The following is a 12,518-nucleotide window of genomic DNA, read 5'->3' on the forward strand; positions in this document are numbered from 1 at the left end:
TCGCAACTCCATGATCGCTATGCCCTGTGTCCGTTCCGCAACCGAGGTCCTCCACCGTGCCTATCCGAGCAACCTCTTACTCCTTCGCACTGTCCAGCTCTTTCGCCGTCAACTCGCGCGCTGCCCCTGATCGAGTGAAAGGCAGAGAAACTACAAGGTCCGCCGACGCGCCACGACCGAAGCGATCATCGGAGGTGTCACCGGCTCCCATCGCCGCCCCAGGTCCTGCTCCTTGGCGGCTTCGCCGCCCATGGGCACGTGGCTCTCGTCTCGCGACTGGCAGGATGGCGGGTCGAGTTGTGCGGCTGAGAAAGGAATTCCGATGTCCGTTCGCTACCAGCTGGTGATCGACTGCGCCGACCCCGACCGCCAGGCCCACTTCTGGGCCGCCGCACTGGGCTATGAACTCGCACCGCCCCCATCCGGTTTCGCCACATGGGACGACTACTACCGTGACCTGGGGCTGCCCGAAGAAGCGTTGACCGGCGGCGCGGACCGGATCAGCGATCCGCAGGGCGGTGGACCGGCCATCTGGTTCCATGTGGTCCCGGACGCGAAGGCCGTGAAGAACCGGCTGCACATCGACATCCATGCCAGCGGCGACCGGACAGATCCGATCGAGACGCGGAAGAGGCGAGTGGACGCCGAAGCCGACCGCTTGACGGGCTTGGGCGCCCTCATCACGGTTGTCATGGACGAGGAAGGAATCGACCACTACGCCGTGGGAATGAAGGACCCTGAGGGGAACGAGTTCGACATCAACTGACCAGAGCTCGGTGACAACCGACGTATTTGAGATCCCACAACAGCCGCGGGCCAGGCGAGCGCGAATATCGCGGCTGCCATCAGCAGCCAGGCCAGTCCAGAGAGGCGGGCGACGGGTAGCGTCGCACCGGCCAGAGTTCCCCGGTGCCGCCACAGGACGCCGGACGTCGTGACGGTGACGCCGCGTCGCGGGCTCGTAATCGTCCTCGTCGGCGGCATTGTCGGTCGCGCTGTCCGGGCAAGGGGCGAGCCTTCTGTACGTTCCGGGTCCGTTCCCGGCAAGGACGTCGGGTGGCCTGGGCACGGTTCCCCGCCAGTGCCCAGTCCTTGGCAGCTCTGCTGGAGCACCCGAGGACACAGCGGGCCTCGAAAAAGGGGCCTGGCGGGCTGCACCAGCCGCTGTCGCACGTGCCGGTCGAGCGTCGCCGATACCCGGGTGCGCGCAGACGGGCGATGCTGGGACACTCCCAGCATGCCGATGATTGAAGCCGCGCCCGGAGTGTCGATCCAGCACGAGACCTTCGGTGATCCAGCTGACCCGGCTGTCCTGCTCGTGATGGGTTTCAGTGCCCAGATGATCGCCTGGCACGAGGACTTCTGCCGTGCACTCGCAGCGCGCGGGCGCTACGTGATCCGGTACGACAACCGCGACTGCGGGCTGTCCACCAAGTTCGACGAGCACCCCGTCGACACGGGTCGACTGATCAGCACCGTGAGCTCGGGAGACATCGCGTCCGCCCTCGCGATGGTGCCCTACACACTGACGGACATGGCCGACGACGGCCTCGGCCTGCTCACCGCGCTCGGAATCGAACGAGCTCATGTGGTCGGATCCTCGATGGGCGGCATGATCGCCCAGACGATGGCCGTCAACCAGCCGGCGCGCGTGCTGACCCTGACGTCGATGATGTCCTCGACCGGCGAGCCCGACTACGGCCGGTCCAGTGCCGAGGCCCAAGCAGTGCTCTCCAGCCCGAAGCCAACCGATCGCGAGGGGTACGTCGCAGCGGCGGACAGAGAACTGACGTGGGCCTCCAAGCGTTACGGCAACCCCGCACGGCTTCGCGAGCTGGCTGCCGAAAGCTACGACCGCGCCTACTACCCAGCCGGAACCGGGCGGCAACTCGGGGCAATGATTCTCGCCGGCTCACGCGCCGACGCCCTCCGCAAGCTTCGGATGCCGACCTTGGTGATCCACGGTCTGGACGACACGCTGATCGACCCGAGCGGCGGAAGGCGCACGGCTGACCTGATACCGGGAGCGCAACTCCTCCTGCTCCCCGACATGGGACACGACCGTCCCCGCGAGCTCTGGGCCCAGATCATCGACGCCTTGGACGCGCACACCCGCTGAGCCCTCCTTGCCGTCACACGCCCCGGCCGGGGACACCTCCGACGGCACCGAGCGCCCGGTCCCCGGACAAATGGCGGACACGAGTGCGGACCACGTGCTCGGTACGGCCTCAGGAAGAGATGCCGGTGGGAGTCTCTGTGCCGCCCGTGTCCCGCTGTCGGCTGGTTGGAGCAAGGCCGCGCGCAGGTTCCTGACCGGCGGGTGAAGCTGGACGTCCCACAGCGCTCACGCGTCAGGAGTCCTTCCGTGCCAGTTCCCAGCTCCCCGCAGGCCCGCCTCCCCCTTGTCGCCCTGCTGGCCGCTGCCTGCCTGGCCGGGCTGGTGCACGCCCCGGCCCAAGCCGCCGCGGAGGTTCCCGCCGACGGCGGCCGCGCACTGCGACGGCAGTTGCAGGAACTCACCACAGCGCCCGGCGGACCGCCCGGAGCGATTGCCGTCCTCAAGCGCGGGTCCCGCACCGAGGTCTTCCGGGCCGGCGTTGCCGAGGTCGGCACCGACCGTCCCATCGAGGTCACCGACCACATGCGCATCGCCAGCACGGCGAAGGCGTACAGCGGCGCGGTCTCCCTTCAGCTCGTCGACCGCGGGCAGCTGCGCCTGAACGACACCATCGGGAAGGTGCTTCCCCGGCTACCGCGCGCATGGCACCGGGTCACGCTGCGGCAGCTTCTCAACCACACCAGCGGACTCCCGGACTACACCGCGGACCCGGAGTTCCTGGCCCTGCTGGCCGAGAACCCGCGTCGCCGCTTCGACTCCCGCCGACTGCTCGACTTCGTGGCCGACGAGCCGTTGGTCTTCCGTCCGGGGTCCCGGTACGCCTACTCCAACTCCGACAACATCGCCGTGGCGCTGATGTCGGAGGCGGTGACAGGCCGCCGCTACGAAGAACTGCTCGCCCAGCTCGTGTACCGCCCGTTGGATCTGCGCAGCACGACCCTGCCGCAGGGCTACCGGATTCCCGAGCCGTACATGCACGGCTACGACGTCACGCCGCCGAACCCACCCGAGGACGTCAGCGAGGCACTGAGTGCGTCGGGCGTGTGGGCATCGGGCGGCATCATCTCTACGCCGAAGGACATGACGGCCTTCATCCGCGGCTACGCCGGCGGAAGGCTGATCTCCGACCGGACACGCCGACAGCAGCTGAACTGGGTGAACGGCGCATCCGAACCCGCGGGGCCCGGAGAGAACAAAGCCGGTCTGGCCATCTTCCGGTACACCACCCGCTGCGGCGTGGTGTACGGCCACACGGGCAACTTCCCCGGCTACACACAGTTGATCGCAGCCACCCCGGACGGGAAGCGGTCACTGACGGTCTCCCTCACCACTCAGATCAACAAGCTGAACAAGCCGGAACTGCTGGAGCGGCTGCGGACCGTGGAGGAGAACTTCGTCTGCGCGTTGTTGCGTAGTCGGTAGACAGGACGCGGGAAGTGCTGACCGGTCCTCCAGCGGACGGCGTGGTGCTGGGCGTGCATGGGTTTTCCACGGACCCCGGACGTGCCCGGCTCCGCTGGTGCCGGGCATGCGGGTGAACCAACCCGGAACCCGGCTCTCTCAGGACGCCACGGCCGGGCACCTCGTGCCACGTGGTGGCATGGCCAGGTCGGTCAGGTAGCCGTCGACGGCGTCCTCCATACAAGGTCCGCGGGTGACGCTGCCGTGGCCCCTGCCCTCGTACGTGAGGAGCGCGCCGCTGCGGCCGAGCTGTCGGGCCACCGAGACTGCCCACGGGTAGCCGGTGGCGGGGTCGTGGAGGGCGTTGGACACCAGAATCGGCGGGGCGCCGCGTGCAGCCAGTGGCCCCTGCGGGTTGGCGGTCGGCGCGCCCAGACACGCCGCTGTCATCTGGATCGCCAGCAGGAAGGGCAGGTCGGGTGCGGTCCTGTTCATCGTGTCGACGAGTGAGGCGTACTGCCGGTGGTCGTGCACCGGGAGGCGCCAGTCCGTACAGAAGACAGGGGTCGACGGCGGAAGCGGCGACACCGAGGTGGGCGAGGCGGGCAGTGGGCCGCTCGACGCCATTCCGGCGATGGCCTTCGCCAGGCCTGCGTAGTCGGCGGTGTAGAACTTCCGAAAGGCGATCTTGTTGACCAGATCCGCTGACGAGAGGCGGGTTCCCGGCTTGGCGGGGTCCTCCAACTCGCCTTGTCGGGCCCGGATCAGCAGGCCGTGCCAGACCGTGCGGACGTCGCGGTCGTGCAGTACGCAGGTCGAGTCACCGGCACACCATTTCGCGAACTCGTCGAACGAGTCCTGTGCGGCTATCGCCTCCGACCGCAGGAATTCGCGGGTGGTGGCAACACTGTGGTCCATCACGCTCTCCAGGACCATCGCCCGTACTCGGTGCGGATAGGTCTCGGCGTACTCCGCCCCGAGCAGCGTGCCGTACGAGCTGCCGTGGAACGTCAGTTCGGCCTCGCCGATTGCGGCCCGCAAGGCGTCCAGGTCCCGGACCGTCTGGAGGGTGTCCAGGTGGTCGAACACCGGGCCGGTGCGTGCCCGGCAGTCGGCCCGGAGCCGTTTGTTGTAGGCCACCGTGGCGTCGAAGTCCGCTTGGCTCGCCAGCTGCGGTGACGGCCGCTGCGCGAGCAGATCGCCGGAGCACGTCACCGGGTTGCTTCGGCCCACGCCACGCGGGTCGAAGCTGACGATGTCGAACCTGCGGCGGACCTCGGGACTGAACCGGCTGATTCCGGCCACCACCCGCTCCACGCCGGAGTCGCCCGGCCCCCCGGGTCCGAAGACCATCGAGCCGACGCGCGTGCCGGGACCGGTGGCCTGGCGGCGGGCCACGGCCAGGCCGAGCGTGGGCCCGTCCGGATCGGCCCAGTCGACCGGCACCGTGAGGGTGGCGCACTCGGCGCCCGGGTTGCCCGGAGCGTCGCACGGGGCCCACTGCAGAGCGCCGGCGGTCATGGGCGCCGCGGTCACGATGGGTGCGGCAGTGAAACCGGCACCGCCGGCGAAAGCGGCGCACGCGACCACGGCCGTGCTTCGTAAGGCGACGCGCCGTAGCGCGGACCTGCCTCTGGACAGCATGAATCGTCCTCCTGACGGAACGGGGAGTGAGAGACGTGCTCATGAATGTGCGAACCCGGCCGGGGCTGCCTCAGCAGGCTAGGTGCACTGGCGGCCGCCCGGTGCCGTTGTCAGGGGCCGTTCCGGGGCGAGCCAGGGTCGAACCAGGGGTGAACCGTTCGGCGCGACCGCCGTCGAGGCGGAGCTGATCGGTCGCGCGACGACTGCGCTGCTGCCCGCCGGGCGACGGGCTGGGGCCCCGGTCCGGCAGGAGGCGGATGGCGGACCTCCATGTCGCGTGTGTCGGGGCGTACTCGTCTCGTACAGCCCATAGTTGCGTACGGGATCGGGGGCGTCCGCCCACCGCGGAGCGCCGGACTCATGGCGTGGCCGGCAACGGCGGCCCGTCCCGCAGACCGTCAAAGATCCCGTCTTAATAAAAGGCAAAAGAAAAGTCGTGTCAGGGTTCTTGACCGCGCAGGTAGGGCGCGGCAAGGTTCCGGAGAGCGCTCTCCCGCCGGTTCGTTTCTTCAAGGAGCCCCCTGATGCCCGCAGTTGGCATACACCCCATAGCGGCACCGCCGCCCAGAACTGCCCGCAAGGGACTCGTCGGAGCAGTGGTCACTGCATTGGCCGCCGCTCTCCTTGCTCTGACACCCGCCACGGAGGCCGACGCGGCGCCCGTGCTGCTGTCGCAGGGCAGGCAGGCGACAGCATCCAGCCAGGAGCACTACGGCACGCCTGCCGGCAGTGCCGTCGACGGTGATCCCGGCACCCGCTGGTCGAGTGCTGCCTCCGACCCCCAGTGGCTGAGCGTCGACCTCGGTGCCCCCGCCGCCCTCGACCGGGTCGAGTTGAGCTGGGAGGCCGCCTACGCGAAGACCTACCGCATCGAGGTGTCCTCGAACGGCACCGACTGGTCGACCGCCTACTCCACGACCACCGGAGCCGGCGGCACCGAGACGGTCGACGTCTCGGGGACCGCGCGCTTCGTCCGCATGCTCGGAACCGCACGCGCCACCGGATACGGCTACTCACTCTGGGAGTTCAAGGTCTTCGGCAGCACCGACGGCGGTACGGGACCGGTCATTCCCGGCGGGGGAGACCTCGGCCCGAACGTCCACGTCTTCGACCCGTCCACGCCGGGCATCCAGGCCAAGCTGGACCAGGTCTTCAGCGAGCAGGAGTCGGCCCAGTTCGGCAGCGGCCGGCATGCCTTCTTCTTCAAGCCGGGCACGTACAGCAACATCAACGCGCAGATCGGCTTCTACACCCAGATCGCAGGTCTCGGCCTGAAGCCGGACGACACCACCTTCAACGGTGATGTGACCGTGGACGCCGGCTGGTTCAACGGCAACGCCACCCAGAACTTCTGGCGTTCGGCCGAGAACCTGGCCCTCAACCCGGTCAGCGGCACCAACCGCTGGGCCGTCTCCCAGGCCGCCTCGTTCCGCCGGATGCACGTGAAGGGCGACCTGAACCTCGCCCCGAACGGCTACGGCTGGGCCAGCGGCGGCTACATCGCCGACAGCAAGATCGACGGCCAGGTCGGCCCCTACTCCCAGCAGCAGTGGTACACCCGCGACAGCAGCATCGGCGGCTGGACCAACGGTGTGTGGAACATGACCTTCTCGGGCGTCGAGGGCGCTCCCGCCAACAGCTTCCCCGAGCCCCGGTACACCACGCTCGACACGACCCCCACCTCGCGCGAGAAGCCCTTCCTCTACCTGGACGGCAACGAGTACAAGGTCTTCGCGCCGGCCAAGCGGACCAATGCGCGCGGCACCACCTGGGCCAACGGCACCCCGCAGGGGACGTCCATCCCGCTGAGCAAGTTCTACGTCGTCAAGCCCGGGGCCACCGCCGCGACGATCAACGCGGCCCTGGAGCAGGGGCTCAACCTGCTCTTCACCCCCGGCATCTACCACGTCGACCGGACCATCAACGTGAACCGGGCCGACACCGTCGTCCTGGGCCTCGGGCTCGCCACCATCATCCCCGACAACGGTGTGACCGCCATGAAGGTCGCCGACGTCGACGGCGTGAAGCTCGCCGGCTTCCTCATCGACGCCGGACCGGTCAACTCGCCGACCCTGCTGGAGATCGGCGGACAGGGAGCCTCCGCCGACCACGCCGCCAACCCCACCACCGTCCAGGACGTCTACGTCCGCGTCGGTGGCGCCGGCCCCGGCAAGGCGACGACCAGCATCCTCGTCAACAGCGACGACGTGATCATCGACCACACCTGGGTGTGGCGTGCCGACCACGGTGAGGGCGTGGGCTGGGAGACCAACCGCGCCGACTACGGCGTACGGGTCAACGGCGACGACGTACTGGCGACCGGCCTGTTCGTCGAGCACTTCAACAAGTACGACGTCGAGTGGTACGGGGAGAGGGGCAAGACGATCTTCTACCAGAACGAGAAGGCGTACGACGCACCCAACCAGGCCGCCATCCAGAACGGCGACACCAAGGGCTACGCCGCCTACCGGGTCGACGACTCCGTGAACACCCACGAGGGCTGGGGGATGGGCAGCTACTCCAACTACAACGTCGATCCGACGATCCGTCAGGACCACGGCTTCAAGGCCCCTGTGAAGCCCGGCGTCAGGTTCCACAGCCTGCTGGTGGTCTCCCTCGGCGGCAACGGCCACTACAACCACGTCATCAACGACACCGGGTCGCCCACCTCGGGCACCTCGACGATCCCGTCGACCGTGGTCTCCTACCCCTGATGACCCACTGGTCCGCCCCGGTCCCACCGGAGCGGACCGGACGCAACGCCCTCCGGGCCGGGGCCATCCCCGCTACCCGGCCCGGAGGGGCGCACGGACACGCGCGAGAAGTCAGATGTCCCGCCCTGCGGAACGCGCGGGCAGACCTCCCACACGCCGGGTGGCTCGGGGATCTACGTACCTCCCGCCACCCGGAACCCCCGACCTGTCAGGAGTCGATGTGTCAAAACTCTTCTCACACCCGGCGACGGTACGCCGCCGCGCCGGCGTACCCCTCATAGCCCTCGGCGCGCTGATCGCGTCGTCACTCACCCTCACCGCATCCCCTCCCGCCCAGGCCGCCGAGACCTTGCTGTCCCAGGGCAGACCTGCCACGGCCTCGTCCCAGGAGGGCGAGGCGTACGGGGCGTCAGCAGCGGTGGACGGCAATCTCACCGGCACCCGCTGGGCCAGCCAGTGGAGCGACCCCCAGTGGATCCAGGTCGACCTCGGCAGCAAGCAGGACGTGAGCCGAGTCGTACTCACCTGGGAAGCGGCGCACGCCAAGAACTACGAACTCCAGGTCTCCGACAACGGCACCGACTGGCGCGTCCTGAAGACGGTCACCGGAAGTGACGGCGGCACCGACGACGTAGCCGTCTCCGGGTCCGGCCGGTACGTCCGGATGCTCGGTACCGCTCGAACCGGTGGTTACGGCTACTCGCTGTGGGAGTTCCAGGTCTACGGCAACGGCGACGGTCCGCCGCCCGCCGGCGGGGGCGCGGTCGCCGTGACCGGCTCGCAGGGCAACTGGCAGCTCACCGTCGGCGGCAAGCCCTACCAGGTCAAGGGGCTCACCTGGGGCCCGTCCGTCGCTGACGCGGCCCGCTACATGCCCGACCTGAAGTCCATGGGCGTGAACACCATCCGGACCTGGGGTACCGACGGCACGACCAAGCCCCTGCTCGACGAGGCGGCCGCCAACGGCATCCGGGTCGTCAGCGGCTTCTGGCTCCAGCCCGGCGGCGGCCCCGGCAGTGGCGGCTGCGTCAACTACGTCACCGACACGGCGTACAAGAGCAACTCGCTCACCGAGTTCGCCAAGTGGGTCGAGGCCTACAAGAGCCATCCCGGTGTCCTGATGTGGAACGTCGGCAACGAATCGGTGCTCGGCCTCCAGAACTGCTACAGCGGCACCGAGCTGGAGAACCAGCGCAACGCCTACACATCCTTCGTCAACGACGTCGCCAAGAAGATCCACTCCATCGACGCGGACCACCCGGTCACCTCCACCGACGCGTGGACGGGTGCCTGGCCCTACTACAAGCGCAACGCGCCCGACCTCGACCTCTACTCGATGAACTCCTACGGCGACATCTGCGGTGTCCGCGGCGCCTGGGAGCAGGGCGGCTACACCAAGCCCTACATCATCACCGAGGGCGGACCGGCCGGCGAGTGGGAGGTCCCGGACGACGCCAACGGCGTACCCGACGAGCCCACCGACGTACAGAAGGCCGACGGCTACACCAAGGCGTGGGGCTGCGTCACCGGACACCAGGGAGTAGCGCTCGGTGCCACGCTGTTCCACTACGGACTGGAGCACGACTTCGGCGGCGTCTGGTTCAACCTGTTGCCCGACGGCCTGAAGCGCCTGTCGTACTACGCGGTGAAGAAGGCGTACGCCGGGTCGACCAGCGGCAACAACACACCGCCCGTCATCACCAACATGGGTGTCACGCCGGCATCCGCCGCTCCGGCGGGCAAGGAGTTCACCGTCCGTGCGGACGTACGGGACCCTGATGGCGACCCGGTGACCTACAAGATCTTCCTCAGCGGCAACTACGCCAGCGGCGACAAGCGGCTCGTCGAGGCCCAGTGGCGGTCCACCGGCAACGGCACTTTCGCCGTCACCGCGCCCGAGAAGCTCGGCGTGTGGAAGGTGTACATCCAAGCCGAGGACGGTCGCGGCAACGCCGGGATCGACACGAAGTCGGTCAAGGTCGTCGCACCCCCCGTCGACGGCACCAACGTCGCGCTGAACAAGACCACCACCGCCTCCTCCTCCCAGGCGTCCTACGGTGACTGCCCGTGCCCGGCCGCCCTCGCGACGGACGGGAAGACGGAGACGCGCTGGGCCAGCGACTGGAGCGACCCCCAGTGGATCCAGGTCGATCTCGGGGCGCCGACCGCGTTCCGCAAGATCCAGCTGGTCTGGGACCCCGCCTACGCCAAGTCCTACGACGCGCAGGTCTCCGACGACGGCACCAACTGGCGCACCATCCATACGACCACGGCGGGCAACGGGGACATCGACACGATCGACGCCCCCACCACCGCCCGGCACGTACGTCTCCAGCTGAAGGCACGAGGTACGGACTGGGGCTACTCGCTGCACGAGTTCGGCGTCTACAGCTGATCACCGCGCTGCAGCGTGTCGTATGACCGGCAGGGCCCGACCGTCGCCACCACGGGGCGGCCGTGCCCTGCCCTCACGCGTACGCGCCCCCGTCTCGGGTGGTTGTGACCGGCAAACCCCGTCTAAGGGCTGTCCCGCAATCCCTCGCGGGCGCACGACGACAGCTACGGCACCTCGCCGCGTTGTCGGAACGCCCGAATGCATCCAGTATGCGAGCGTCCCTCCGCCTTGCGATGCACCGCATCTGACGCCGCGCGCTGATCCACCAGGGATTGCGGGACAGCCCTTAGGCCAGGGGCGGATCGAACAGCTCGAGCTCGGCCCGGGTCGGGGCCTCGAACTGAGCCAGGCACTCTCTGAGCAGCTCGGTGGTCAGCACGACCGAGCCGGGCTCCTGGTTCCGGAGAGCGATGCGCCGCTCCAGTTCCGCTGTCGGAACGTCGAGGTAACGCAGTTCGACCTCGGCCCCGAGCGCGCGCGCCCGGAGCCGCTTCTCATCGCGTTCCGGACGCTGCCAGAACCCATTCTCCAAGATCACAACGACTCCGGAGGCCAGCAGATCCTGGGCGTGCTGCCACAGGCGCCGTTCGATGCGGTCCCGAGCCTCACCGTCGAAGAGGTCGAGACCGAGCTCGGCAAGCCACTCGTCCGGGCACAGGCGCACGGCGGACAGCTCGCGCTCCAGACTCCTGGCCACGGTGGTCTTCCCGGCGCCGGGAAGACCACAGAGGAGTACCAGTCTTGGTCGACGGCCGTCCATGATCACCTCTGTCCCGTCGAGCACGCGTGGAGATCACGCGCTGGAGATCCATTGTCCGTACACGGCTTGGAAGGCCCGGTGGCCGATCCCTCAGGTCGCAGTCAGGCGGAACCTATGGCGACGGCGCGGCCCCGGAACCGCTTCTCCGCGTCCATCGCGTGTGCCGGGCAGGCCAGAAACGGCTTTTCACTCACGCCCGTGACCTCGTGGCTCACGGGCTCGGAGCACGTGCCGTCAAGCTTGTCATGACTCCACTTCCGCGAGCAGCCCGCGACCGTGCACCAGGAACCGTCGCCGCTCACACGGAGGGTATTCCCGTGGTCCGGGCAGACACCCCAGGGAACTCCGCACAGGCTTTCGGTTCCAGGAATGACGTAGACGCGGACGAAGCTGCCTGAAATGCGCTCCAGCGCCTCCCATGCCCGACGGATGTCTCCCGCCGCGTCCTCCAACTGGTAGGCGACATCGTGCGTCTCCGGAGCGGACCACAGCCGCGCATAGGTTTCTTGCACCCGCCCCTGCACCGTGTGCAGTTCACGCATCACCTCGTGAAGCTCGGCGGCGGTCGGTGCCTGCTGCTGGTCGCTCATGGGGCTGGGTCCTCCTGGGTGTGCTCCGTGTCCACCGAGTATCCCAACGGCCACTGACAAGCGGGATCCTGACTCTGGTCCTCAGCACCCGAGCGTCCTGAGGGGTGGATGGGTGCGGTAGTTCTGTTGCCGGTGCTGCCGACACCGTCCTCGCCGGGTGTCGGCCCCGCAGGGTTCACCACCCGACCAGATCCATGGACCTTCGGGCCAGCCAGTCCGTGAACGACACGGGCTGACCACGCAGGTTCATCGGCAGGATCAGGTCGCAGGTGGCCCTGGCGTCGAACCACAGAGAGCCGCGGCGCGGACCGGCGACCACGAGCAGGGTCGAGAAGCCGCAGCCGTTGTCCTGGATGAATACAGCGCCGGATGTCTTGCGCTCCTGGAGCACCTCGTATTCGGCGTCCCACTGCTCACTTGCCGCCCGGTAGGCGTCGTGGTCCGGGAAGTCCTCCGCCTGCGGCTCGCGCGCGTCCAGCTCGTCCTCGTAAGCACGGTAGGAGTCGGGATGGGGGAAGGCGCTGGTCAGCAGGTCGTAGTTGGTATGCGAGTCCCCCTGCCACCCCCAGCCTGCCGCGGATCGGTGTAGGCGGTTCACCGCGCCGCCGGCGTCCTGCCGGAGCAGGTACGCGCGGTACTCATCCGGGAAGGTGATGCCCAGCTCCGCCTCCGCTTCGCAGATCTCCGCTTCGGACAACGGCGCCGCCGGGCAGGCACACTGCCTCGAGAGGGGAGAGCTGAGCTCGTCAAAGCGCCGCCCCCGGGCCATGCGTCGCACTTCCGCTGTCCAGTCGGTCGTCATGTGGGTGAGGTTAGACCGAGCGATCCGTTGGACAAGCAGGTTGGTGCTGCCACGTCGCACCGTGCGTTCTGCGTCATCTCGGCTCAGCACCGT

General features: G+C 68.4%; 9 protein-coding genes. 5 read left to right on the plus strand and 4 right to left on the minus strand.

What is annotated here, in order from left to right:
- Positions 1–322 precede the first annotated feature (322 nt).
- The 3 genes from ACFQ6X_RS14685 to ACFQ6X_RS14695 all read left to right on the plus strand — a co-directional run bounded on the left by ACFQ6X_RS14685 (position 323) and on the right by ACFQ6X_RS14695 (position 3,541).
- On the plus strand, positions 323–766 hold the full coding sequence (locus ACFQ6X_RS14685) for a VOC family protein (RefSeq protein ID WP_383181193.1): 444 nt from the start codon (positions 323–325) through the stop codon (positions 764–766).
- Between the two features lie 471 nt (positions 767–1,237).
- Positions 1,238–2,119 carry an alpha/beta fold hydrolase gene (locus ACFQ6X_RS14690; protein WP_383181196.1) on the plus strand — a complete coding sequence of 294 codons (882 nt, stop codon included), beginning with the start codon at positions 1,238–1,240 and terminating at the stop codon, positions 2,117–2,119.
- A gap of 246 nt (positions 2,120–2,365) precedes the next feature.
- Positions 2,366–3,541 (plus strand): serine hydrolase domain-containing protein, encoded by a 1,176-nt coding sequence (locus tag ACFQ6X_RS14695; protein WP_383181198.1) that lies wholly within the window; start codon positions 2,366–2,368, stop codon positions 3,539–3,541.
- A gap of 138 nt (positions 3,542–3,679) precedes the next feature.
- Here ACFQ6X_RS14695 and ACFQ6X_RS14700 read toward each other — a convergent pair whose 3' ends face one another.
- Positions 3,680–5,041: an alpha/beta hydrolase gene (locus tag ACFQ6X_RS14700; RefSeq protein ID WP_383181201.1), complete on the minus strand. Its 1,362-nt coding sequence runs from the start codon at positions 5,039–5,041 to the stop codon at positions 3,680–3,682.
- Positions 5,042–5,688: 647 nt separating this feature from the next.
- Here ACFQ6X_RS14700 and ACFQ6X_RS14705 point away from each other — a divergent pair.
- Entirely contained in the window at positions 5,689–7,878 is a 2,190-nt protein-coding gene (locus ACFQ6X_RS14705) for a discoidin domain-containing protein (protein WP_383181204.1), read from the plus strand.
- Positions 7,879–8,098: 220 nt separating this feature from the next.
- Positions 8,099–10,273 (plus strand): discoidin domain-containing protein, encoded by a 2,175-nt coding sequence (locus ACFQ6X_RS14710; protein WP_383181207.1) that lies wholly within the window; start codon positions 8,099–8,101, stop codon positions 10,271–10,273.
- 286 nt (positions 10,274–10,559) lie between these two features.
- Here the strand turns inward: ACFQ6X_RS14710 and ACFQ6X_RS14715 are convergent, their stop codons facing one another.
- The 3 genes from ACFQ6X_RS14715 to ACFQ6X_RS14725 form a co-directional block, all read right to left on the minus strand.
- Positions 10,560–11,057 carry an AAA family ATPase gene (locus ACFQ6X_RS14715; protein WP_383181210.1) on the minus strand — a complete coding sequence of 166 codons (498 nt, stop codon included), beginning with the start codon at positions 11,055–11,057 and terminating at the stop codon, positions 10,560–10,562.
- Between the two features lie 77 nt (positions 11,058–11,134).
- On the minus strand, positions 11,135–11,623 hold the full coding sequence (locus ACFQ6X_RS14720) for a hypothetical protein (RefSeq protein ID WP_383181212.1): 489 nt from the start codon (positions 11,621–11,623) through the stop codon (positions 11,135–11,137).
- 175 nt (positions 11,624–11,798) lie between these two features.
- Positions 11,799–12,425, minus strand: coding sequence for an SMI1/KNR4 family protein (locus ACFQ6X_RS14725; RefSeq protein WP_383181215.1), 627 nt, complete (start codon positions 12,423–12,425; stop codon positions 11,799–11,801).
- Positions 12,426–12,518: the final 93 nt, after the last annotated feature.

The organism is Streptomyces sp. NPDC056452 (assembly GCF_042796085.1).
In the GTDB taxonomy this organism is placed as follows: domain Bacteria; phylum Actinomycetota; class Actinomycetes; order Streptomycetales; family Streptomycetaceae; genus Streptomyces.

Coding starts and splice junctions, on each gene's coding strand:
- ACFQ6X_RS14685 (WP_383181193.1), top strand. CDS start 323: ATGTCCGTTCGCTACCAGCTGGTGATCGACTGCGCCGACCCCGACCGC.
- ACFQ6X_RS14720 (WP_383181212.1), bottom strand. CDS start 11,623: ATGAGCGACCAGCAGCAGGCACCGACCGCCGCCGAGCTTCACGAGGTG.
- ACFQ6X_RS14690 (WP_383181196.1), top strand. CDS start 1,238: ATGCCGATGATTGAAGCCGCGCCCGGAGTGTCGATCCAGCACGAGACC.
- ACFQ6X_RS14705 (WP_383181204.1), top strand. CDS start 5,689: ATGCCCGCAGTTGGCATACACCCCATAGCGGCACCGCCGCCCAGAACT.
- ACFQ6X_RS14725 (WP_383181215.1), bottom strand. CDS start 12,425: ATGACGACCGACTGGACAGCGGAAGTGCGACGCATGGCCCGGGGGCGG.
- ACFQ6X_RS14700 (WP_383181201.1), bottom strand. CDS start 5,041: ATGACCGCCGGCGCTCTGCAGTGGGCCCCGTGCGACGCTCCGGGCAAC.